The sequence below is a fragment of the Bacteroidales bacterium genome, from assembly GCA_035342335.1.
GTDB lineage: Bacteria > Bacteroidota > Bacteroidia > Bacteroidales > JAGONC01 > JAGONC01.
In genome coordinates, this window is the sequence record DAOQWY010000005.1 from 73,218 (window position 1) to 96,413 (window position 23,196).

General features: G+C 48.0%; 21 protein-coding genes. 9 read left to right on the forward strand and 12 right to left on the reverse strand.

Features of this window, described 5'->3' with window-relative positions:
* Nucleotides 1-51: 51 nt before the first annotated feature.
* The 5 genes from PKI34_04035 to PKI34_04055 form a co-directional block, all read right to left on the reverse strand.
* Complete coding sequence (locus tag PKI34_04035; GenBank protein ID HNS16975.1) at nt 52-837, reverse strand: EcsC family protein; 786 nt, start codon at nt 835-837, stop codon at nt 52-54.
* A gap of 156 nt (nt 838-993) precedes the next feature.
* Nucleotides 994-1,368, reverse strand: coding sequence for a hypothetical protein (locus tag PKI34_04040; protein HNS16976.1), 375 nt, complete (start codon nt 1,366-1,368; stop codon nt 994-996).
* Nucleotides 1,355-1,546, reverse strand: coding sequence for a hypothetical protein (locus tag PKI34_04045; GenBank protein ID HNS16977.1), 192 nt, complete (start codon nt 1,544-1,546; stop codon nt 1,355-1,357). The genes PKI34_04040 and PKI34_04045 overlap by 14 nt, the downstream gene beginning before the upstream one ends.
* 168 nt (nt 1,547-1,714) lie before the next feature.
* A complete protein-coding gene (locus tag PKI34_04050; protein ID HNS16978.1) occupies nt 1,715-2,359 on the reverse strand; it encodes a hypothetical protein in 645 nt (214 codons plus the stop codon).
* Between the two features lie 298 nt (nt 2,360-2,657).
* Entirely contained in the window at nt 2,658-4,562 is a 1,905-nt protein-coding gene (locus PKI34_04055) for an FISUMP domain-containing protein (protein HNS16979.1), read from the reverse strand.
* A 262-nt stretch (nt 4,563-4,824) separates the two neighbouring features.
* On the opposite strand from PKI34_04055, the gene PKI34_04060 reads away from it, so the two are divergent.
* Nucleotides 4,825-5,550 (forward strand): DUF116 domain-containing protein, encoded by a 726-nt coding sequence (locus PKI34_04060; protein HNS16980.1) that lies wholly within the window; start codon nt 4,825-4,827, stop codon nt 5,548-5,550.
* Nucleotides 5,551-5,554: 4 nt separating this feature from the next.
* Here PKI34_04060 and PKI34_04065 read toward each other — a convergent pair whose 3' ends face one another.
* Together PKI34_04065 and PKI34_04070 are read right to left on the reverse strand one after the other, a co-directional pair.
* Entirely contained in the window at nt 5,555-7,471 is a 1,917-nt protein-coding gene (locus PKI34_04065) for an FISUMP domain-containing protein (GenBank protein HNS16981.1), read from the reverse strand.
* 208 nt (nt 7,472-7,679) lie between these two features.
* A complete protein-coding gene (locus PKI34_04070; GenBank protein ID HNS16982.1) occupies nt 7,680-10,454 on the reverse strand; it encodes an FISUMP domain-containing protein in 2,775 nt (924 codons plus the stop codon).
* 228 nt (nt 10,455-10,682) lie between these two features.
* Here PKI34_04070 and rhaD point away from each other — a divergent pair, with 228 nt between their 5' ends.
* Both rhaD and PKI34_04080 read left to right on the forward strand, forming a co-directional pair.
* Nucleotides 10,683-11,507: a rhamnulose-1-phosphate aldolase gene (gene rhaD, locus PKI34_04075; GenBank protein ID HNS16983.1), complete on the forward strand. Its 825-nt coding sequence runs from the start codon at nt 10,683-10,685 to the stop codon at nt 11,505-11,507.
* Nucleotides 11,508-11,622: 115 nt separating this feature from the next.
* Nucleotides 11,623-12,027, forward strand: coding sequence for an OsmC family protein (locus tag PKI34_04080; GenBank protein HNS16984.1), 405 nt, complete (start codon nt 11,623-11,625; stop codon nt 12,025-12,027).
* Nucleotides 12,028-12,157: 130 nt separating this feature from the next.
* Here the strand turns inward: PKI34_04080 and PKI34_04085 are convergent, their stop codons facing one another.
* The 5 genes from PKI34_04085 to PKI34_04105 form a co-directional block, all read right to left on the reverse strand.
* Complete coding sequence (locus PKI34_04085) at nt 12,158-14,845, reverse strand: hypothetical protein (protein ID HNS16985.1); 2,688 nt, start codon at nt 14,843-14,845, stop codon at nt 12,158-12,160.
* Between the two features lie 343 nt (nt 14,846-15,188).
* On the reverse strand, nt 15,189-15,422 hold the full coding sequence (locus tag PKI34_04090) for a hypothetical protein (GenBank protein HNS16986.1): 234 nt from the start codon (nt 15,420-15,422) through the stop codon (nt 15,189-15,191).
* Between the two features lie 78 nt (nt 15,423-15,500).
* Nucleotides 15,501-15,665, reverse strand: coding sequence for a hypothetical protein (locus tag PKI34_04095; protein ID HNS16987.1), 165 nt, complete (start codon nt 15,663-15,665; stop codon nt 15,501-15,503).
* On the reverse strand, nt 15,662-17,125 hold the full coding sequence (locus PKI34_04100; protein ID HNS16988.1) for a CocE/NonD family hydrolase: 1,464 nt from the start codon (nt 17,123-17,125) through the stop codon (nt 15,662-15,664). The genes PKI34_04095 and PKI34_04100 overlap by 4 nt, the downstream gene beginning before the upstream one ends.
* A gap of 93 nt (nt 17,126-17,218) precedes the next feature.
* Nucleotides 17,219-17,413 carry a hypothetical protein gene (locus PKI34_04105; protein ID HNS16989.1) on the reverse strand — a complete coding sequence of 65 codons (195 nt, stop codon included), beginning with the start codon at nt 17,411-17,413 and terminating at the stop codon, nt 17,219-17,221.
* An 81-nt stretch (nt 17,414-17,494) separates the two neighbouring features.
* Between PKI34_04105 and PKI34_04110 the strand changes: the two genes are divergently transcribed.
* From PKI34_04110 to PKI34_04135, 6 genes are all read left to right on the forward strand, one after another.
* Nucleotides 17,495-18,181: a hypothetical protein gene (locus tag PKI34_04110; protein ID HNS16990.1), complete on the forward strand. Its 687-nt coding sequence runs from the start codon at nt 17,495-17,497 to the stop codon at nt 18,179-18,181.
* A gap of 19 nt (nt 18,182-18,200) precedes the next feature.
* A complete protein-coding gene (locus tag PKI34_04115) occupies nt 18,201-18,512 on the forward strand; it encodes a hypothetical protein (GenBank protein HNS16991.1) in 312 nt (103 codons plus the stop codon).
* A gap of 133 nt (nt 18,513-18,645) precedes the next feature.
* Complete coding sequence (locus PKI34_04120) at nt 18,646-19,530, forward strand: hypothetical protein (GenBank protein ID HNS16992.1); 885 nt, start codon at nt 18,646-18,648, stop codon at nt 19,528-19,530.
* Nucleotides 19,531-19,549: 19 nt separating this feature from the next.
* The gene (locus PKI34_04125; GenBank protein HNS16993.1) at nt 19,550-21,238 is read left to right on the forward strand and encodes a hypothetical protein; all 1,689 of its coding nucleotides are present in this window, start codon (nt 19,550-19,552) and stop codon (nt 21,236-21,238) included.
* A gap of 8 nt (nt 21,239-21,246) precedes the next feature.
* Nucleotides 21,247-22,440 carry a radical SAM protein gene (locus tag PKI34_04130; GenBank protein HNS16994.1) on the forward strand — a complete coding sequence of 398 codons (1,194 nt, stop codon included), beginning with the start codon at nt 21,247-21,249 and terminating at the stop codon, nt 22,438-22,440.
* Nucleotides 22,441-22,466: 26 nt separating this feature from the next.
* Entirely contained in the window at nt 22,467-23,186 is a 720-nt protein-coding gene (locus PKI34_04135; GenBank protein HNS16995.1) for a (5-formylfuran-3-yl)methyl phosphate synthase, read from the forward strand.
* Nucleotides 23,187-23,196: the final 10 nt, after the last annotated feature.

Consider the following 23,196-nt stretch of genomic DNA (forward strand, 5'->3'; position numbering starts at 1 on the left):
AATTCTGAAATGACTTCAAAAATCAAAACTCAACCATCCTCTGTTCGTAAATCACAACTTCCCATATAATTTTTCAATATGATCTTTGCCGTATTTCCTTTCCAGTTTCCTGACGATGAAGTGCCCTTTGGCCATATCCTGGAAATGATCCATGAAGATCGTATTGATGAGGGCTCCGCCGGCTGCACCGATGGCAGGGATTGCCTGGGCTGCTGCTTTTTCGGTGATCTGTATCCCAAACCGCTGAGATATGACCGCAATCAGCCTGACCAGCACGGGAGCACCTTTTTCAGCCAGCCCTCGTTCGACGACAAACTCCGCTGCCTCGGAAATTGATCTCGCCAAAAGAGCCCGGACTGCATAATATCCGCTGCCCGTGGCATCATCCGATCTTTTATTGCCACCCAGAGCAAAAACTTCCAGGCATGCCAGTTTGGTTTCGTGATCGGAGATGGATTCTCCCTGCGACCTTGCAATTTCCGCTATGGAACGCAGCATGATGGTGGTGGTTACCGGGAGTTCGATCGCAAGGGCAGCCATGCCGAAAAAGCCGCTAACCCCTCCGGTGGCTGCAGCTCCCAGTTTGTGCCATTTATTGGAGGATGCTTTGCCCGGAACATCTTTAAGCGTAAAGATGGCGGCCCCGGAAGCTTTGAGCAAGGCTGCCCGGGTTATTTTCCCGATCTGGGCACCCCAGTTTTTGGGTAATCGCTCAATCCCTTTTTCAAGAGGCATTCCGATGACATTGGTGATCCTGGCAGCCAATCCCGGATTTTCCAGCAGATGCCTGGCCAGTTGAAGCTCTTTTTGTTCGGATTCAGATAGCATTGTGTTCATCACTATTCGGCCTGGGATTGAAATTTTCCCAGGGATGATTTTCTTCGCTTAACACATATCGTGCCTGTCCATCGGGGAACAAATCATGTTTTAAAATTGAACAGCAAATACCCGGCGGCAAGACAGGGGAACCGATCCAAAGGCCCTGGATTTCGGTCATGTAGCGATTTCTTCCGGAACGGGAATGTTCTCTTTCCCGCAGATCTCGGTCAGCCGGTTCAGCGACCAGGGGGAGCGGTAATCAAAGAACTGGCCGAAAGGACGCTTCATCAGGTCGATCAGGTACAGGGTTTTAGGGTCAAGATCCCGTGAGCATTTACTCCGAAGCAGATCCCAGTCTTTGAATATGAATTTCAGGGTTACAAAGACCGTTGGATCGATATGTGAAAGATTGACGCTGCTGATGCCATCATCCAGTATTTTTCTTCTGACACGGTTGATGTGCCGCTCGCTGAGGTCATTGAGAACCTGTATGCATTTTTCAAAGAGAATGTACTCATTGAGCAGGAAGGCGATCTCACACGCATCCATTTTTTCCCAAGGCCACCGGGTGGCTCAGGCAGATAAAGCCTCCGAGCATGAACGATCCGGCATTGAATCCGTTAATATTTCGCTCGATGTACATCGCAATGGCTTTCTTGAAAAACAGGATCTTGCCATCCAGGGTAAAAAGATCGTATATCATTTGCTGATCCTTATGTGTACCCATTTCGCTTTTCAATACCTTCTCAATGTAAGGTATAAGGTTGGAATGGAGCTAGCTGTTCACCAGTTGCTTTGCCTTTTCGGATTTTGTCTGCAGATCGTTCCGGATGACCTTGATCAGGTCGTTCAGGGTGTTGACATGATAGTAGTCAAGGTTCTTCACAATGTCCTGTTATTCATTGTATGCAGCTTTCATATTGATGAAAACCTTTTCTTCTTTTGGCTGCATATCCAGCGCTTCCCCTTCCAGGTATTTCTGGAACCGTGCAGGTTCAAAGCTTGCCTTTCCGGTGAGGATCATTCTGCTCTTACTCGACAGGGTAATCCAGTCGCCTTTTTTCAGGATGTGGCCTTCTTCATTCTCCAGGGTCTGGTCCACCAGTCTGACGTTATATTTCTGCAGGTTGATGAAGGCTAGTATCCCATATCCGAAGCAGGATGTGACCACATGAACAGCAGCAGGTGTCAGGCTGATGATGGCATCGAGTTCGTTAAGGATGATCGTATCGGCCGGTACGTACGTTTCTTTGCACAGGCATACTTTTTCGCCATTTCTTTTGGCTTCCAGTGCCCTGGCAGTGGAAAAGAAAATGCGGGCGGTGACCGCTGAACGCGGAAGAACCGATATCCCGTCGCAGAAATGGGTCAGTTCACGGTAGGATTCGTGATCAATACGTTCCGAAAAGATCTGCCGCAGGTGGTAAGGCTGAATAAGCTGTATGACCTGCCCACCGGGGATAAGCCTTTTCCTGTACATATCGATGGCTGACAACAGCGTTGACCGGCCGGTAAGTTCAGAGGTGTTCAGCTGAAGCATGGCAAACAGGTAAGCATTCTTCCTGAATTCCGCTGCAAATTCAATGGTAACAGGAGATTTAAAGAGGGTTTCCAGTTAAGATACATTCAGATGCATTTTCGTTGCGTGCCGAACATCTGATCTACGAACAAGGAACAAAGAACGTTGATTTGTGAAATGAATTCAAAGATCAAAACTCAACCTTCCTTGTTCGTAAATGACCACTTCCCTCATATGCTTCCGATGTTCTCTTTGCTGTATTTCCTATGATTTTCGGTTCCTGCAATCCGAATGAGCAGTAGGTTTCATCCTAAATGAGTCAATTATCTTTAACGCACCGAATGGAGAATCCATCTTCCTTATAATAGCTATCACGGTCCAGGTTGACGCTCTGGTAGGACAATTTCCATCTCCATGCCCCGATTGTACCGGCCTGTGTTGAAGACCACAAGTTAGCAGTACCTGTTAATCCATGGAAGTAACCATTGTCCGAATGGTTACGCCATCCACCCGGATGTGCAGTGAATCCGCTCTCGTTGGTGGCCCCTGTATTGGGCTCCCACCAGAGCCCTGTTCCGTCCTGGAGGGTTCCGGTGGATTTCATCTTACCTCCCGCTGCGTACTTCCCGCCAAGGAAGTCTCTTAACACAGCATACTCCGGGTCGGAGGCAACGTGCCATGTGTCCGGACAGATCCCCTGTGCACTCTCGTCTGTAACATATTGCATGGCTTCTCTCCATTCATAAAGACCTCCGTAGACATCACAGTTGGCCTCATCGTTTTGCTGACAGTATTTTTCAATGGTGCCATTGTCGGTTTGTAGTTGTCCTCCGCCATTCATAAGGATCATGGTCCCCACGTTCAGGTTCTCCCTCAGCCAGCATTGGTTGCCAATCTGGACGGTATTGTATGTTTGCCCTTCGTACAAGACGGTGGGCAATCCGGGGCAGGGCTGTCCCGTGACCTGGGCGAAACTGATCAGCACCGTATCCGCCGAGCTGTCGCAGATCGTAGTGATGGTCCATGTAAGCTCATATTCATTTCCTGCAAGGCCTTGAAATTCGCTGGTTGGATTTGAAGGGGTCACCACTGTACCGCCTGTACCACTGATGATTGCCCACAGTCCGGTGCCGGAGGTTGGCGCATTGCCGGCCAGGATTGCTGAAGTACCTGGAACGTCGCTTTGATCCGGACCGGCGTTGGCCTGGGTAGGCAGAATGATGCATCCTTTGATGCAGCGGACAGAGAACCCGTGTTCTATATCGGCAAACCGCCCGGATTCAGCCTGGCCGGAGTTCAGGTACCGGCTCCTGGCGTCGTATTCACTCATCTGAGTGGAAGAATAGAAATGGCCCCTGATGGTAAGGTAGTCAAAGCCCCCATCGTCGTAATTGCGCATACCTCCTGGGAGGCCTGTGAATCCGCTGGAATTGGTTGCATCGTTATTGGGGGGATACCAGTGGGCGGTTCCTGTCTCCCTGAGGTTTGATCCAGCATCAAAGCCACGCCAGCCGTGAATATCCCATTCGGGATCTCCAACGGGGTAAACGGCATCAACGGTCCCTTCCAGAGTTTTCCATTCATTGTCGGTGGGTATGTGCCAGTCCGCCGGGCAGATCCCCTGTGCACCTTCCGTTGTCACATATTGCATGGTCTCATCCCAGTCATACAATCCCCCGAATGTGGTACAATTCACCGGATCATTATTATAACAGAATTTTTCAAGAATATCATTATCTATCTGCAGATCTCCCCCTGAGTTGCTGATCACCATCGTGCCAACGTTCAGGTTCTCTTTGAACCAACATTGTTCCCCGATCTGAACGGTTTGGTAGGTCTGTCCTTCGTAGGAAACGAACCCGATGCATGGGCAGGGGATGCCGGGAACCTGCAGGATGATGTTTACGAGGGCGATGATATCCAGCACGTTGATCCCGCCATCTGCAGTTATATCAGCTGCATCGGTATTAAATGGACTGGGACTTCCTCCCATGATATAATTGACCATGGAGATGATGTCCAGAACGTTAACCAATCCGTCCTTGTTCACATCCCCGCAGATGAAGTCATCCTCAAGTGTCAGGTCGGGCAGGGATGGGACAGAAGCAGTGTGTCCGTTCTCACAGGATGGATCCGGGTTAACTGGATTGCCGGAAAAAACAGTGTTGTTCACCAGGGTGACTGTGACCAGGACCACTAAAAGAATAAAGGAACGAGTTATCATTGGATTCTGATTATGATGAGGTGAAGAGGATTTGAGCTGTAAATATAAGAAATCAATTAACGGAAAGCAAGAGGGCTATAAAAAAAGAGAAGATTTCTGCTGCATTCTTACTTCAAGAATAAAAGAACCTGTTTCCATTTTACAACCATCAGTTCTTATATTTGTGGTTATGAAATCAGGCGAGTTACTATATCCTCCCATCGAGGGCAAGACATATTCGTTATTTGGAGATTCCGAATCCACACATGAATATTACCATACCATGCAGTCATTAGCTAGTAAGATCCTGATTGGGAATGACATAGAGACAGTTCTGGAAATACTTCGCGGATATTCAGCCAGAAAAAAATACCTGAAAAAAATTGTCACGGGTCACTATCATGATTCCTTGATTTCCTTCTGTCTAAATACTATTCATGAACCTCTGAAACAGTATACCAGGGCTGCAGCAGGGCACCTGAAACATCTTTCACCGTGGAAGAAATTATGGGACCGAAGGCTATCCACTACTGAAGAGCAATATCATCTTTATATGCTCGAAATTGAACTGACCAACCGTTTGAACAGGATTTTTTTTTTACAGGCAAACCAGAAAATATCGCTTCAGCCATATTGTCTTAGAGATCATTCGGTGAGTTGCAAAGCAAAAAAGAAAGGCGATGATTATCAATGCACCGCTTGTTCTAAAAAGTGTTTTCAGAATGCTGCCAGCCAGATTTTGAGAGAGAATCATATCGAGCCTTATATCTGGATGGGTGGCAGCATTAGCAAGACAGCCATCGCGGTGCGTAAAGACAATCAGAGTTTCGGGATCCTTGGCATTGCCTGTGTTCCTGAACTGGTTTGGGGTATGCGAAAATGTGTGAAATACCGGATCCCGGTTGTTGGAATTCCATTAAATGCCAATCGTTGCATTCGCTGGTTCGGCGAATTTCATCCAAATTCGATCGATCTGGATGAACTGACAAGCCTGATCGGGGAATACTGAATCCTCAATCCTTCAGACAGCGGACCGCCCGCCCATAATGTATTTGTTCGGCGTACCGGTATACTTTGTCGCTAGTGTAACCCAAATGCCGATACCAGATGTTGGAAGGATCTAAGTGTGATGACGACCAAAACCAGCCGAGCATGCCAAGAGAGACAAATTCTCCATTGTAACCCTTACGATTCCCCCCTGGAAGGGCTGTGAAACCACTGGAATTGCTTGCCCCCGTGTTCGGCGAGTTCCAATGAGTTGTTCCTGCTTCTTTGAGATTGCCTCCTGCATCAAAGCCACGGAAGTACATTTCATCCCACACAGGATCTCCGACAGGGTACTGGCTATCTACTGTGCCTTCCAGGATCTTCCATTGACCGTCCGTTGGGATATGCCATCCAACAGGACAAATACCCTGCGCTCCTTCTGTTGTCACATATTGCATCATTTCATTCCATTCATAGAGGCCTCCATAGACATCACAATTAGCTGCATCGTTATTGTAACAGTATTTCTCAATCACTTCATTGTCTAATTGCAATTGCCCTCCGGTATTACTGATAATCATCGTACCCACGTTCAGGTTCTCCCGGAGCCAGCACTGATCACAAATTTGAACGGTGTTATAGGTCTGCCCCTCGTAGGTTACAGTAGGGATTCCGGGACAAGGCAGGCCCACTCCAGCCATAAAGCTTATCACCACAGTATCCTCTTTACTCTCACAGGCTGTGCTAATAGTCCAGGTTAGGGAATATGCATTCCCTGCCAGTCCCTCGAAATTGCTTGTCGGATTCAGGGTATCAGCAAGGATTCCTCCCGTGCCACTGATAACATGCCATACACCGGTACCATAGACAGGGGTATTACCTGCAAGAGTGCAAGTGCAGGGAACATATGGCTGATCCGGTCCTGCATTGGCTTGTGTAGGCTGCGGCCAGCAGCCTTTGAGGCACCGGACTGAAAATCCGAGATTCTTATGGTAGTAGTACCTGCTAGTCAAAGGCTCATTACTGGCCATATGGCGGCGCCATGCATATGTTGCATCGTACTCTGTAGAAGTCCAGAAGTAAGACCACATACCCAGATCATCGAAGTCCCCGAAGAAGATACGCCTCTCCCCACCCGGAAGGGTGGTGAATCCGCTTGAATTGGTTGCACCTGTATTGGGGGCATTCCAATGAACAGTGCCTGCTTCCTTCAGATGACCCCCTGCATCAAATCCTCTCGAGCCCTCCTCATCCCAAATCGGATCACCCACAGAATACTGGCTATCAACTGTTCCCTCCAATTCTTTCCATTCCTCATCGCTGGGAATGTGCCATCCTAATGGACAGATGCCTTGGGCACCTTCAGCCGTTGTATATTGCATTGCTTCATTCCATTCATACAATCCGCCATATATGTCACAATTGGCTACATCATTGTTATAACAATATTTCTCAGTCAGCCCGTTGTCCGCCTGCATTTGTCCTCCCTCATTACTCATGATCATTGTGCCTGCAATTATATTTTCTCTGAACCAGCACTGACCGCCAACCTGGACTGTCGCATAGGTATGTCCTTCGTAGTTCACCGGGGCCACGCATCCGCACGGCAGGCCCGGCACCTGCATGATGATGTTCACAATGGCAATGACGTCCAGCACGTTGATCCCGTTATCATCATTGATGTCGGCTGCATCCTGGTTGAAAGGGGACGGATTTCCACCCATGATGTAATTGACCATGGAAATGATGTCAAGGACGTTGACAAAGCTATCCTCGTTCACATCCCCACAGAGGATGTTTTCCTCCTGGGGAAGTGCTGGCATAGAGGGAATCATGATCTTCGGTGAGTTCAACGGAACCGGACCACCACTGACTACTGCCATCGGACTCGATACCAGCAGGAACGCAGCTGTCGCTGCAAAACAATTAAAAAGCTTTCTCATAAGTATTATAAATGGAATAGTCAATGATGTTTGACGGTTCAAAGATATTAATTGGATCAAGACAAGAAAAAAAATGAAGAGAATGTGTGTTAATTTATGATTCAGTATGGATGAATTGGGATGTCAGAATTTTTTTAAGTATTGCTGAATTCTGAAATCCCCCAATAAATACCCAAATCCCAAATGATAGCTACTGAATCCTAAATCCTCAGTCTTTCAGGCAGCGTACGGAAAATCCATGCTGGGGACTGCAGTTATCTTGTAACATCCAAGCATAGCCGTAGTCCAGGTACCTGTACAGGTTATTATTGGTGTCGAACGGGGATGAAGTCCAGAAGGACCCATAATTACCCAGGTTTTCGAAGCTTCCGCTTTCGATTTCGCGGCATCCCCCCGGCAGGCCGGTGAAGCCACTTTCATTGGTGGCGCCTGCATTGGGTGTGTGCCATAATCCATTACCTTCTTCGATGGTGCCTGTGGATTTCAATTTGCCGCCAGTGACCGCCTCACCTCCCAGGTAGTCTGTAAGTATTGTGTACTCGGCATCGGTCGGCAGGTGCCATCCGTTAAAGCAGATCCCCTGCGCTCCTTCAGTGGTCGCATAATTCATCGCCTCGCCCCACTGATAGAGACCTCCGTAAAGATCGCAATTTTCTTCGTTGTCACCATAGCAATACTTCGATAAAGATCCCTCATCCCATTGATCAAACATACCGGAAGTCATCCCGCCTGCATTCAGGTTTGCCGCCATCCAGCACTGGGTACCGATCGTGACCGTTGCATAGCCCTGACCGTCCCGGCTGTCCACCAGCAAGTCGCCACAGGTGAAAAACCGGATCATCACCGTATCTGACTTCATGGTACAGGACGTTGCAATGTTCCAGGAGAGCAGGTATTCGTGTCCGATCAATCCGTTGAATACACTGGTTGGGCTGGAGGGGGTCATGATCGATCCGCCCTCTCCGCTCAGGATGAGCCAGTGCCCGTTACCGATAGTGGATGGGTTACCTGCCAATGTCGTTGAGTTGCCCGGAACATTCAGCTGATCAGGTCCGGCGTCGGGCAGGGTTGGCAGGGGATCGCAGTCCTTAAGACATCGCACACTGAAACTGAACCACCGGAAGTGTACTTTCCTGACAATCCCGGGGTCCAGATAGCCCAGATAGCGGTCCACCTCGTGTTCACCCGTGTTCCAGTCTGTCGAAGTATGGAAATAGGCGTATTTTCCGAGGTTCAGGAAGATCTGGCTGTGAGCGCGGTAGCCGGCCGGCAGGGCGGAAAAACCGGAAAGATCATTGCCATTACCTCCCTGAAACCAGCCGTTGGCCGATCTCAGCTTAGCGCCGGCATCCAACCCGCGCCATTCGTCGCCCATGAGTTCCCATTCAGGATCTCCCACCGGGTACTGGCTGTCAACCGTACCCTCCAAAACCTTGAATTCGTTGTCGGTGGGAATGTGCCAGCCGATGGGGCAGATACCGCGCGCGCCTTCGGAAAGGTCATACTGCATGGCCTCGGGCCATTCATACAGTCCCCCGTACGTGTCACAGAAGGTTATATCATTGTTGTAGCAATATTTCTCCATAATCCCGTTATCCGTTTGCTGGTGCCCCGTGGTTGAGCTGTTGATCTTTGTGCCAACGTTCAGGTTTTCCCTGAACCAGCACTGACCACCGATATCCACTGTAGGATATGTTTTGCCTTCATAGTCCACTTCGGTGATGCCGCCACAGGCTGTTTGGGCAAAGCTGATCACCACCTCATCTAATGCGGTGTCACACACTGTGGAGATCGTCCATAACAGAGTATATTCATTCCCGGCAAAACCTTGGAAATCAGCTGTCGGGCTCCAGGGATCGACAAATGTCCCACCGGTTCCGCTGACAATGGACCACACTCCTGAACCGTATGCGGGCGTATTGGCTTCTAGCTGCGTTGATGTTCCCGGAACATTCAGCTGATCCGGACCTGCGTTGGCCTGGGTGGGCTGTGGCCAGCAGCCTTTGATGCAGCGGACACTGAAGCCGTTATCCCCACCCACGTACTCGGCTCTGTATACACCGTCGAAGTAATACGTCAGGTACCGGTGCCATGACATATAGTATTGCACCGGAGTAGATGTCCAGAACTGTCCCCAGGACCCCATCTCGTAAAAGCCGTCATCGTAGCGGTGACCCGCAGGCATTCCGGAGAATCCGGAAAGGTTCGTTCCGTTTCCGGCATCCAGCCAGCCGGTGGTGGTTTTTATGTTTTTACCCGCATCCAATCCCCTTACGCCGGTTCGATCCCATTCCGGATCCCCGGCAGGGAACTGGCTGTCGACGGTGCCTTCCATAACCTTCCATTCTGCGTCACCCGGGATATGCCAGCCCGGAGGGCAGACCCCCTGGGCTCCGTCGTCAGTGGCGTACTGCATGGCTTCAGGCCATTCATACAGTCCCCCGTATGTTTCGCAATTGGCCGGGTCGTTGTCATAGCAGTATTTTTCGATGATGTCGTTGTCTGTCTGCAGGTGTCCCCCGGTATTGACGGTGATCATGATACCAGCGTTCATGTTTTTCCTGAGCCAGCACTGTTCCCCGATTTGAACGGTGGGGTAGGTTTGCCCCTCGAAGGTCACTGGAGCGACGCATCCGCAAGGCAATCCTGGCACCTGCATGATGATGTTGACAAGGGCGATGATGTCCAGCACGTTAACGCCCCCGTCGGCATTGATGTCAGCAGCCTCATTGCTGAAAGGACTGGGATTGCCTCCCATGATATGATTGACCATGGTGATGATGTCCAGCACATTGACAAAACCGTCAAGGTTTACGTCCCCGCAGAGGAAATCATCATCTTCGGGCAGGGCGGGCATGGATGGGACAACACATTCAGTCAGGTTCGAAGGATATGCCAACCCCGGATCAGCGGCATAGGTAGAATTGATCCCCTGGAAATAGCATGCTGCTATCACCATACAAAGAAAAAATGGAGTTTTCATTGAATTGAAATCAAAATAATTAAGGACAGGATTGATGCTGTAAATATACAGAATCGTTCAGGGGATTGCAAGAAAATTTTTGATTTAATTTACTGCGGACATTTTACCTGCGTCATCCGAAAAATAAACTTTTCTTTAAAGCCGTATGTTGGATGCCATTCTGCTTTTTGGAATATATTTGCTTTTCCCTGACTGATAATCGTCAGAAAGACATTTTAACTGATCACGATGAAAAAGACAACTGTGAAAGACAGAAAACTGAAAAAAGTGGCGAAGGAGGTTGCCAAAGTGGCTGAATACCTGTGGATCAATGGCTGGGCTGAGCGCAATGCCGGCAACATATCGGTCAATGTGACGGGAATCATCGACCGTAAATCCGTAGATCACGGTCCATATCAGGCCTTACCTTTGCCCAGGACTCTACCCGAACTGGCAGGCATGTGTTTTTTCATGACGGGTACCGGCAAACGCATGCGTGATATGGCTGACAAACCCTTCCGAAATGCGGTTCTGACACAGATCAATCAGGAGGGGAACACACTTTGCCTGATCCCCATGAGCAAACACGTGAAAAAAGATGTGCAACCGACATCAGAGCTTACGACGCACCTTGGCATCCATCAGATGATTGCACGGCGGCAGTCCGGTGAACGAGCCGTGATCCATACCCATCCCACGGAGCTGATCGCTCTTTCGCAATCACCCGCAATCAAGACCAGGGATGCCCTGAACAAGCTGCTCTGGGGCATGCACCCTGAAACGATGGTATTCATTCCGGGAGGAGTTGGCTTTGTGCCTTATGTGTTGCCAGGTACAACTGACATTGCCACCCCTACCATTTCCGAATTGGAGCATCACGATATTGTTCTCTGGGAAAAACACGGTGCCTTTGCCGTAGGAAGGACCCTGTCCGATGCTTTTGACATCATTGATATTGCCTGTAAATCAGCCAGGATATGGTTCTTATGTAAATCTGCCGGATTTGATCCCGAAGGATTGTCCGGGAAGCAGTTGGCCGAATTGAAAGAGCTGGTTAAGAAGTTCCATCTGTAATTCAGGCAATTAAAATGGAGCTCTGTTCGTAAATCAATCGTTCCTGGCAGGAAAAAGATAGGAAGGAAATCCTTTTTGTTATTTTTGTGTGCTTATTTCTAAAGTCAAGACACCAATGCTCACTTCTACAATCGTATACGAAGGAAACCTCAGGATCAGTGCTATCCATGTTCGCTCACAGCAACAGATCCTTACCGACGCACCCGTAGATAACATGGGAAAAGGAGAAGCGTTTTCCCCCACTGACCTTCTGGCAACTTCTCTGGGCACCTGCATGCTAACCATCATGGGAATTGCAGCACAAACGCACCATTTCAATATTGATGGCACAACCGCCGGGATCACCAAGATCATGGCTGGTAATCCCCGAAGGGTGGGCGAAATAGTGGTGGAGCTGACTTTTCCGCCTAACAAATATTCGGAAAAGATCAAAACCATCCTACAGAATGCTTCCAGAACCTGTCCGGTTTCCCTGAGCCTGCATCCTGACCTTAAACAAACCGTCATCTTTCATTTCTGATGATCCGATTCACTGAGCAGGAAAGACTGAATTCTTCACACAGGCAATCATCCTCCTGTGGCATTCGGGGTTCTGATGGTGATGATTAGTACTCTGATCGGTTGCGGCTGCCGGCTGTGATCCCCTTCGGTCAACTGGCTGCTTCGTCGGGCACTGCCATTTTTTCCTGTTCGCAGATCTTTGTCAGTCTGTGGAGTGACCAGGGAGCCTTGTAATCGAAAAAATACCCGAACGGGCGCTTCAACAGATCGATCAGATACAACGTTTCAGGATCAAGTTCTTCGGAATGGTCCTTTTTCAGCAGGTCCCACTCTTTGAAGATCAATTTCAGGGTAATGAAGACCGTTGGGTCAATGTGGGAAAGGTTGACGCTGCTGATCCCGTCATCCAGAATCTTTCGCCTCACGCGGTTGATGTGCCTTTCACCCAGGTCGTTCAGCACCTGAATGTATTTTTCAAAAAGGATGTACTCATTCAGCAGAAAGGCTATCTCGCCGGCATTCATCCTCTCCCAGAAAGCTACCGGATGGATCAAACAGATAAAACGGCCCAGCATAAACGAACCGGCATCGAATCCTCTGATATGGCGCTGATTGCATAATGCAATGGCTTTTTTGAAGAAAATGATTTTGTCGTCCAACGTAAACAAATCATAGATCATTTGCTGGTCCCGGTGCGTTCCCATTTCGCTTTTCAGAATCTGTTCGATGTAGGGAGTCAGGTTGGAATGCAGCCAGCTGTTCACCAGTTTTTTGGCTTTATCCGGCTTTGTCTGAAGATCGTTTCGGATGACCCTGATCAGATCATTCAATGTATTTACATGGTAATAATCCAGATTTCTGATGATGTCCTGGTATTCATCATAGGCGGCCTTCATGTTGATGAATACTCGTTCTTCCTTGAGCTGCATGTCGAGGATTTCACCCTCCAGGTATTTCTGAAAGCGTGCAGGTTCAAAGTTTGCCTTTCCGGTCAGGATCATTCTTTTTTTACTGGACATGGTGATCCAATCACCTTCCCTGAGCACAACACCGTCCGAATTTTCCAGCGCCTGGTCCAGCAGTTTTACCTGGTATTTATACAGGTTGAGAAAAGCCGGAATGCCGTATCCGAGACAGGATGTGACCACATGAACGGCAGCCGGGGTCAGGCTGATGATGGCATCCAGCTCGCACAGGATGATCGTATCGGCCGGAACAAATGTTTCTTTGCACAGGCATACTTTTTCGCCATTTTTTTTGGCTTCCAGCGCCATGGCCGTTGAAAAGAATATCCGGGCAGTGACCGCTGAACGCGGTAGGACCGAAATGCCTTTACAAAAATAAGCCAGCTCCTGAAAGGATTTATCGTCAATGCGCTCCGAAAAGATCTGCCGCAGGTGGTACGGCTGGATTAGCTGGATCACCCTTTCTGCAGAAATCATACGTTTTTTGAACATATCGATTGCCGAAAGCAGTGTGCTCCGCCCCGTGAGTTCAGAGGTGTTCAACTGCAGCACGGCAAACAGGTAGGCGTTTTTCCTGAATTCGGCTGCAAATTCGATGGTCACAGGGGATTCAAACAGGGTTTCCAGCTTCGACAGGCTGGGGACGAAATGATAGACCGCCGGAAAGGTGTTCATTATTTCCTCCCTTTCAAAAAATTCCGTGTCGGTTCGTTCCATGCTCCCGGTCATGATGTCATCACCAAAGATGTTCACTGCACTCTCAATCTGTATACCGATCCCTGTGCGGGAATGGCGGCTGTAGAGAACACCCGGGTATGAACTGTCGTTTCGGACGGTCCATACCATTTTTTGGAGGATGATGGAAGGGTAGGAGATATTCCCCCTTTTAAAAGTATAAGCCAGGTCCTGATTGCACCTAAAAAATTCGTGCATGCTTTCAACAAAAAAAAGTACCTGGGAAAATGGATCGGAAAGAATGGCTGCATTTACTTTTCCGACTTCTTCAACCAGCAGGTCGATGCCGTTTTCAATCTCTTTCAGCGTACAATCCGGTCCGACAGGTTTGCATAAATCACCCCGGGAATGGTTTGGGAACAGGATTTTATGGATGCTTTGCAGGTTGTTCAGGTAGATCTTGCCTGCCACAACGGCTCCGTATTTCATTTTCAGGGCTTGATAAACCGTTTCATTGATGCCGGCGTTGAGGTAGGTGGGCAAAAATCCCGGGATGTAGAACGAGGTTGCTGATCGCATGGCGAACACCAGCGGATTGGTCGCATCCCCGAATTTCAGCCCTGTCATCTTCTCAAGGTTTTCAATGGCATGGCGAAGGCTGGTTTCTTTCTGATGTGAAGTTGAAAAGAAAGTATTGGCTGTAAAAACACAGAAATCAGGTACCGGAAAAAGTTTCTGGCTGAGGTTGAGCAGGATGGCCCCTTTCTGGCTGATCTGTTCATCGCTGTAGCCCAGGTCGGTGGAGGAAGGTACGACAAACGGATCCTCCACAAGGGTGATCCGGTTGATTTGTTCCTGCTTTTCAGCCTTATATCGTGAAATGAGCTCATCGACCAGGTTTTTCGATTCCCCGTTTCCTTCGTCGGCCAGGATGAGATGACGAAGGTATTCCTTTCCTTTTTCTTTATTTTCCTGACATAAGAATGGAATGTCGAAAAAATGTCCGCAGAAGACCTGGGTACGGGAGTGATTTTTTTCAAGATATTCGATTTCCGGCTGGAGGTAGTTGCTGTAAAGGGAGTGATTCTCCGGAACACATTCCTCCACGAAAAATTTGATGGTCCTGAAATTGGAATAGCTGGACCGGACAGTATAATCGATGATGAAATGATCGTTCATCTTTCGATAAAGATACATTCAGATGCATTTTCGTTGCGTGAGAGACCTATGATTTACGAACAAGGAACAAAGATCTTTGAATTCTGAAATGAATTCAAAGATCAAAACTCAACATTCTTTGTTCGTAAATCATAACTTCCCCTATAGGTTCTAAACCGAATGACAAATTTCTCTGTTCCCGGTTCGTAAATTTCTGGTTGTACTATCAATCGAGCTCATACGAAAATTTGCGAAGTACCGGATCCCTGTCGCCGGGATACTGCTGAATGCCAATCTTTGCATCCGCTGGTGGGGAGAGTTTCTTCCGAACTTGAGTGATCTGGGTAAGCTTGAAAACCCTCTTGTTGATTTTTGAAATCCATCAACAAATACCCAAATCAATGGCAATAATATCCAGTACATTGACAACCCCATCGCCATTGGTATCCCCGTAAAGAATTTCTTCTTCCGGCAATGCGGGGAGATCCGCAAAGGGATCCATATATTCACAAAGGTCACTTGGAACCGACGGCCACCATGGGGCAGCCAGTGCAATGGTGCCTGAAAATGATAGTGTTACAGATAATAAAATAATGATGATCCAGGATTGCTTCATGTGTAAAGGATTTTAAAGTTCATGAGGTAAATTTAGAAAAACTTTTAGCGATCAAAGTGAACCAGGATGATTGCTTTATCACTCTATAAGTATATTCACTTTTACCCCGGATGCGTGTTCCTTATCACGATACAGCCGCTGGATGGCTTTTTGGAAATCGTCCTCGCTGCAGGTATAGATATCGGTGAACTTCTGCGGATTGCGGTCTACCAGCGGAAACCACGAATGCTGAACCTGGATCATGATGCGGTGCCCCTTATATCCTCCGTCAGCGTGTCGGTCCTGTAGACCATCACATCCGGCCGCTTGGATGCAAAGCGCTGATCATCGTTCATATATTCGAAGGTGCGGTTTTGATGCACCTTTTCAGCATAGGGAACGGGCCGGTTGGGATCGGTCATGTATTCATCATAACCCACGGCTGCTTTCGGTGGCTCAAATGCCAGTTTTCCGTCAGGCTGCAGGTAAAGGAATTTTTCAGCCACATCTGCTGGTGGCCATTTGCCGAAGCTTTTCCACCGGTTCCCGCCGTTGATGAAGATCCTTGCCTCATCAAAATCGCCGCTGCCTTTTCCGAGCAAATAGTGGTCGAAGAATTTCATTTCCAGTTCATGGAAGGGCTTGATCACATCCTGACCGAAATAAATATTTCCCAAGTTCTCTCCGGAGGAACTCAATCCCCACTGGGCGTGCGCCCAGGGACCCATCACCAGGAAATTGGGATGATCTGGAGGATTTTGCTTTTCAATGGCGCTGTAGATATGAAGGGTGCCGTACAGATCTTCGGCGTCGAACCAGCCACCTACCGTCATGACGGCAGGTTTCACGTTCCTGAGGTATTGCCTCGGATCCCGTGATTTCCAGAAGTCGTCGTAGTTGGGATGGGCGAAGGTGTCGTTCCAGAATTTCGCCGAATCGCCAAAAAATCTCTTCTTTATCGAACTCAGGCTTCCCTGTTCAAGCAGGAACTGGTAGTTATCCTGCGCCGGCCAGGTGAACGGAGAGCTTTCTTCGCGCGAGGGCTCCTTCTTCTGTTTTCCGAAAAATTGAAAGAAGGTAAAGCAATCGAGCAGGAACATGGCTCCGTTGTGATGAAAGTCATCGCCAAGGAACCAATTTGTTACGGGTGCCTGCGGGGACACTGCCTTAATGGCCGGATGAGCGCTCAGTATGGCCATAGTGGCATAGAAACCAGGATAGGAAATGCCTGATACACCCACATTTCCATTGTTGAAAGGCACATGGTTCACCAGCCAGTCCACCGCATCCCAGGTATCGCTGGCTTCGTCAATATCCTGATCCGATCTTTTATCTGGAAGGAAAGGTCGGATGTCTGCAAAGATCCCTTCGCTCATGAACCGGCCACGGACATCCTGGAAAACCATTATATAATTCTCTTTGATAAAACGGCAATACAGTGATATGATGTAATTGAACTGGTCAGGCCCGGCCGGCTCGCTGTTATAAGGGGTGCGTATGAAGAGGATGGGGTAGGTTTTCGTGGTGTCCTTTGGGACATAATACGAGGTGAAGAGCCTGACACCGTCGCGCATCGTGATGTAAACCTCTTTTTTGGTGTATTTGGATTGAATGGACGCCGTGCTGCATTCCGAAGGAGGGATCGAATCACGCGCGAAGATCAACCTGACCGTATTTTCAAACTGATTGAAGGTACCGGTGATCTTTGTGTAGCGGGCATCCACCCATCCTTCATAGGACAGATCGAGATTGACTTGCGTGAATTTCAGATCCGGAAAATCGAAATGAAAGGAAGTCAGGGGGATCGCCCACGGCCCCTAGTCGGGGCTGAACAACTGGGCTTGATAGCCCGTTGAATCGGTATCGATCTGAATGACGATCCGCAATTCAATTTGAGGTAATGTCAGCAATCCCCACCATTTGCCGGTCAGGGACTGTGAGGAACCCGTATTGCTGCCAAGGAGCAGTGCCAACAGCAGGGCAATGCAGGTTAAAAATGGTCTTCTGTACATGGCCCGATGGATTTTGATTTTTTAAAGAGGGAAAGGTACAAAAAATTTCCTATTTTTATTTTTTGATAAAATGACGTCAAGATGAAACAAAAGAAGGATCCCGTCGGCCAGATCCATTCCTACCTGGCCCTGAGAAAAGCGGTGGGATGGGTCGCCATATTGCTCCCCTTTGTTCTGATGCTGGGCGTGCGGCTTATCTTCAGGGGAGACCTCACGCTCTATACGATCAGCATGTATTACTTCACGGGCATGCGGGACGTCTTTGTCGGGGCACTGTGCGCCATCGGCCTGTTCCTGTTCTTTTACCACGGGTACAACCGCTGGGACGACTGGCTGGGGAACATTGCAGGTTTCTGTGCCTTCTGCATTGCCTGGTTCCCAACATCCAAGGTTGGACATCTCTCCTGGACCGGTAAAATTCACTTCATTGCCGCAATCGTCTTCTTTCTTGCACTGGCCTGCTTTTCGCTCTTTTTGTTTACGCAGAAAGAAGCTGATCCGACACGGCGGAAATTGAAGCGAAACAGGATCCATATCGCATGCGGTATAGTGATGATCGTCAGTTTGTTGGCCATCATGATCTATTTCAGCATTTTTCAGGAGGATTACCCGAAGACCAGTTTTGTGTTCTGGGCCGAGACGGTGGCGCTGGTTGCCTTTGGGATATCGTGGCTGACGAAGGGAGGGGGAATATTTGCGGATAGGAGAGAGGAGAGAGGAGAGAGGAGAGAGGAGAGAGGTGTCGGATGTGTTCATGAAATAGGTTAGACGGCAGGAATATGGACGGATGTACAACGATAAGCTCTGGAAATCCAGACTGATCATATACGCCATCTATGAGCTCACCCCGCAACAGACTTCCTACCGCAACAAGAAGTGTGATAAATTCAGCCATCCCGATGATGAGGGGATCGCACGGATCATCAACAATAAAAGCGAAAGCAGGGAGATTAACCTCTATTTCAACTATGAATCGGAAATCAACCACCTATGGTCGGATAGTCAGATGCGACAGGATTATGGGTATGATGTAAATTATCCGGACAATGATACGATGGTCATCGATATGTTGTGTAAAAATAAATCCGGAAATACTTGATTTCCGGATTTCTAATTTGTAATTTAGGAGGGAAATTTCATAAACAGGCAAAATCCACTGAAAAGTTCCCTTCTCAATGAAATGCCCTCACAGATTTCTTCTGGTTATTCCTGTGCTGATAATCATGTCATGTATGAATTACGGTTCCGCACAGGTCATTACGCAGCCCGATCCCACCCTCCGGTTCGATCGAACAAAGGGTATTATCGTCTTATATCCTTCCATGGATGGTAAGTTCTATTTAAATTTTTCCTACTTAACTGATTTAAAGGCTAATGACACGATATTTCTGGTCAATGCTGCTCCAGGGAATTATCACGCCCGTTTTGATTGGTCAGTCGGTTCCAACACACAACAATTTACCGTTAATAAGAGAAATGTCGTAGAAATGATCCTTAGCCCCGATTCTCTGGTGGTCAGATCCAATGCCCAGGACTGGTACACAGTAGCCAACAGGGCTGCCGGTAAGCTAATTTTAAGTGATTTGAAAGAATGTCTCTATTGGAACACGCATCTTGCCTTTTTCACGCTGGGGGATCTGGATCCATATCCCAAAGCAGGAACCTTTAATTCCTTTACAACCATTCTGGGATACAGTGTTTCGAAGGGATTTGGCTTAGGTGCAGGAATTTCGTACAATAATTATGACATTTCCACGGAATTGCAAAATATTTCCATGCTTCCTGTTTTTATTGATATCCGGTCCCATTTCTCTGCCAGGAAAACAGCTCCTTTTTTTAAAATTGATATTGGGTATACTGTTCTGCTATCGGGGGAAGGTCTGACCTATAAGGGAGGACCCACCCTTGATCGGGGTGGAATATACTTTTCACCCGGACTGGGACTGAGAATTGCGCTCACTGATAAACTGCAATTTAATGCATCCATTGAGTATTCCATGGAAAAAGTTCATTATACAGCTGAATGGAATCCGGGTTGGTACGATGCGTTAAATTTCCTGAAAATCAACTTTGGAATTGGATTCACGAAACAGTTAAAACGATCATTGGCAATGTAAAACCCTTATCACCTGAATCATGAAGAGGATCTTTTTTCCACGAACAGGTTTGCTGAATCCACTTGCCTGTTTCCTGCTCATCCTAATTTTTCTTAACTTCACCGGGGGATGCGTTTATTATTACAAGGTGAATACGGTCGACCATCCCGCACCCGAAGCCATCAGGTGGGAGAATCTGAATGGTAAATATTTTATCCTGCACACTCCTGTTACAGTTTATCACATTATCCATCCCACGATCGATTCCACTCATCTGCGTGGGACTGTTGAAATATGTCCTGACGACCACCGGATGTATGTTACGACCAATACCGGCAAAGTGAACCGATTCATCAGGAATAATAATCCCAGTCAAAAGAAGCCCTACCAGGGGAATGTGCTGAATGAGGTACATCTATATACGGACGATCCATTGGACATTGATAAAAATAATTTTTCAACCATCGACCTTTCCTCATTGAAAAAGATGGAGATCTATTATTATGCACAGGCGTCGTCCAGGGCCACCTGGTATGTTCCCGCTGTTGGAGTGCCGCTGCTTGTTGTCGGAATAGCAGCTATTGTGGCTGCAGCAACTTCCTGTCCCCTGGTCTACATCCAGGATGGCAATCAATGGATTTTTATCGGTGAAATCTACGGCGGGGCTACGTATCCAAACCTGGAACGGGATGATTACATGATCCTCCCGGGATTCAATGCCCAGGACGGTAAATATCGGCTGAAACTGGCCAACGAACTCATCGAAAAACAGAACACCAACCTGGCCGAATTAATGCTGATCAATCATCCGGAAGAATATGCAGTCATGACAGACAAGTACGGCAAAATGCAAACCATCTTTGATGCCCGGGTTCCGCTATCAGCGCAGGCATTGGACAACAGAGACTTCGTGCAACATATATCGGCAAGGGATAATGGCTTTTTCATGTTCAATGTTGATGACCAGAAAACTTCCATCAACAGCCTGATCCTGAATTTTGAGAAACAGCAAAATGCCGGGACGGGGAAGCTGGTGGTCAACGCCAAAAATACGCTCTGGGCAGATTATGCCTATGGTGAGTTCACGGAACTGATGGGAACCTACTATGAAAAATGGGCTGAAAAACAAAAACGGATGCCAGGGGATCGTCAGCTTTCAAGAGCATTGAAACAGGATATTCCCCTGTCGGTTTATCTTGAGACAGAAAAAGGATGGGAATTCGTCGATTATTACCATGTCACCGGTTCCCTGGCTGCCAGGGATATGGTCATGTCCATTGACCTGTCAGGGGTAAAGTCGGACCAGGTAAGGATAAAGCTGGAGACCGGATTTATGTTCTGGGAGGTGGATTATGCCGCCATGGATTTTTCGGAAAACATTCCGGTTGAAGTCAAACGGATAATTTCAGGCTATGCATGGGATGAAAAAGGAAACGATGCCACCGGGCTATTAAAGGCCGACGACGATCAATACTTAAAACAATATGAAACCGGTTTGGCAACCGTTGTCGAATATGAGGCACCCGCGGACGGGATGGAACTGGCTCCGGGCATCACCCAGACCGTTATCCTGCACAGTAAAGGTTATTATGAGGCCATACGGGCATACGATCATCATCCTGAGTGGTTTCGGTTAACCGCCCTGAACCACCCGCACTCTCTGTCCGGATTCTCATTGAAACAATTCAAAAAGTATTTGGATGAGAATAACATTGCAGGAGTGAAATAACCTGTTACGTGGCAACTTCAGAAACAGCCGGCCTGCCTGAATGGAAACCTCCCCTGGTCAAAGGGATTCATAAATATCTCATTGGATCGTTGATCCGGCTGCATATCATCCTCATCGCATTTGCTCACTATGTACATCCCACCAGGGTGATCCTGGTACTGAAGAAACTGGAATATCTCAGAAGGCAGTATATGGGTGATTTTAAAATTTGTAAGCTGATAAAGGTCAACGGGCGTTATTACTGGGACATGCACGCGCCAGGATGGCCATCGGCAGCCTTTGTAAAATACAATGAGGGGGAGATGAACCGCATCATCCCTTTCCGTAAAAAGACGTACTATCTTAATTCGATGATCCTGGCCATCACCAAAAAATGCCCTCTTCGCTGCGCACACTGTTATGAGTGGGATATTTTAAATGACAGGGAAAAGCTTTCTCTGGACAATCTGAAGGTCATTATTGAGAAATTTCAGTTTCACGGAAAGGGAGTGGCACAGATACAGCTGAGCGGGGGAGAGCCCCTGTCGAGGTACGATGACATGATCAGCCTGTTGAAGACAGCCTGCAAGGGGACCGATTTCTGGATGGTTACCTGTGGTGTGGGCCTGACACTGAAAAAGGCAAAGGAACTTAAAAAAGCAGGACTAAGAGGAATAGCCATCAGCCTGGATCATTTTGATCCATATAAGCATAATGCGTTCCGAGGTTCTGATGAGGCCTTCCCGTGGGTGATCAGGGCGATCGGAAATGCGCACCAGGCAGGGCTTGTCGTTATTTTATCCCTGTGCCCTGTAAAGGAATTCATCAGTTCAGAAAATATGATGAAGTATGCGCAACTGGCCAAAAGGCTGGGAGCTGCCTTCATTCTGATCATCGAGCCCCGGGCTGTCGGGCATTTTGAGATGAAAGACGTAAAATTGAATGCCGGAGAAGTGACCATCCTTGAGGATTTTTTTCTTAAAATGAATTATGATCCCGCTTTTGCAGACATGCCCGCCGTGTCCTATCATGGTTTTCATCAGCGTCGCACAGGGTGTTTTGGTGGTGGCAACCGATATTTGTATATCGATACGGACGGCAACATGCACCTGTGCCCTTTTTGCCGTCAAAATTTCGGGAATGTGCTCATGCTTTCGGTCAGGGAATCCATGGAGCTGATCCGAAAGGAGCATTGTTTTGAATTCAAGTCAGCAACTATATAAATAAATTCAATGTATAATTTTATATCATGAAAGTCCTGATAAGTGTTGTTTCGGCTTCTGAAGCACGTATTGCCCTGGAGGGGAGGGCTGATATCATTGACATCAAGAATCCGCTGGAAGGATCCCTTGGCGCACAGTATCCCCGGATCATCAGGGAGATAGCGGATTTGTCAAAGAGGTCTGGTATCCTCTGCAGCGCAGCCCTGGGCGACCTCCCTTACAAACCCGGGACAGCCGCACTGGCCGCACTGGGTGCTGCCGAATGTGCAGTCGACTATATCAAAGCAGGTTTGTATGGTGCCAGAAATTATGATGAAGCATACATTATGATCAAAAACATAGTGGATGCAGTACGTATGGGGAACAGGCCGGCGCTGGTAGTTGCCGCTGGATACGCTGATTCAGCCCGGTTTGGCGGCATCGGGTACAGGGAGCTGGTGCGGGCTGCAAAGGATGCCAGAGCCGATATCGTCATGGTGGATACGGCCATCAAAGATGGCAGGAATTTGTTCGATGCCATGACTTTTGCCCAGATCCGTGAATTTGTTGACCTGTCGCATCAGGCGGGATTACAGGTCGCCCTGGCTGGATCGGTCAAAAAAGAGGACCTTAAAGACCTTATCCCCTTACATCCTGATATCATTGGCATCAGGGGGGATGTGTGCGAAAACGGGAACAGGACTTCCGATATTTCCGGAGTGAAAGTCCGGGAATTTATGGAGTATGCCCTGATGATGATTCATTAAAAACGATCAG

Coding starts and splice junctions, on each gene's coding strand:
- PKI34_04090 (HNS16986.1), bottom strand. CDS start 15,422: ATGAAGCAATCCTGGATCATCATTATTTTATTATCTGTAACACTATCA.
- PKI34_04105 (HNS16989.1), bottom strand. CDS start 17,413: ATGTACAGAAGACCATTTTTAACCTGCATTGCCCTGCTGTTGGCACTG.
- PKI34_04035 (HNS16975.1), bottom strand. CDS start 837: ATGAACACAATGCTATCTGAATCCGAACAAAAAGAGCTTCAACTGGCC.
- PKI34_04125 (HNS16993.1), top strand. CDS start 19,550: ATGAAGAGGATCTTTTTTCCACGAACAGGTTTGCTGAATCCACTTGCC.
- PKI34_04120 (HNS16992.1), top strand. CDS start 18,646: ATGAATTACGGTTCCGCACAGGTCATTACGCAGCCCGATCCCACCCTC.
- PKI34_04050 (HNS16978.1), bottom strand. CDS start 2,359: ATGCTTCAGCTGAACACCTCTGAACTTACCGGCCGGTCAACGCTGTTG.
- PKI34_04070 (HNS16982.1), bottom strand. CDS start 10,454: ATGAAAACTCCATTTTTTCTTTGTATGGTGATAGCAGCATGCTATTTC.
- PKI34_04055 (HNS16979.1), bottom strand. CDS start 4,562: ATGATAACTCGTTCCTTTATTCTTTTAGTGGTCCTGGTCACAGTCACC.
- PKI34_04085 (HNS16985.1), bottom strand. CDS start 14,845: ATGTATCTTTATCGAAAGATGAACGATCATTTCATCATCGATTATACT.
- rhaD (HNS16983.1), top strand. CDS start 10,683: ATGAAAAAGACAACTGTGAAAGACAGAAAACTGAAAAAAGTGGCGAAG.
- PKI34_04040 (HNS16976.1), bottom strand. CDS start 1,368: ATGGATGCGTGTGAGATCGCCTTCCTGCTCAATGAGTACATTCTCTTT.
- PKI34_04065 (HNS16981.1), bottom strand. CDS start 7,471: ATGAGAAAGCTTTTTAATTGTTTTGCAGCGACAGCTGCGTTCCTGCTG.
- PKI34_04060 (HNS16980.1), top strand. CDS start 4,825: ATGCAGTCATTAGCTAGTAAGATCCTGATTGGGAATGACATAGAGACA.
- PKI34_04080 (HNS16984.1), top strand. CDS start 11,623: ATGCTCACTTCTACAATCGTATACGAAGGAAACCTCAGGATCAGTGCT.
- PKI34_04095 (HNS16987.1), bottom strand. CDS start 15,665: ATGATCCAGGTTCAGCATTCGTGGTTTCCGCTGGTAGACCGCAATCCG.
- PKI34_04115 (HNS16991.1), top strand. CDS start 18,201: ATGTACAACGATAAGCTCTGGAAATCCAGACTGATCATATACGCCATC.
- PKI34_04110 (HNS16990.1), top strand. CDS start 17,495: ATGAAACAAAAGAAGGATCCCGTCGGCCAGATCCATTCCTACCTGGCC.
- PKI34_04135 (HNS16995.1), top strand. CDS start 22,467: ATGAAAGTCCTGATAAGTGTTGTTTCGGCTTCTGAAGCACGTATTGCC.
- PKI34_04045 (HNS16977.1), bottom strand. CDS start 1,546: ATGGGTACACATAAGGATCAGCAAATGATATACGATCTTTTTACCCTG.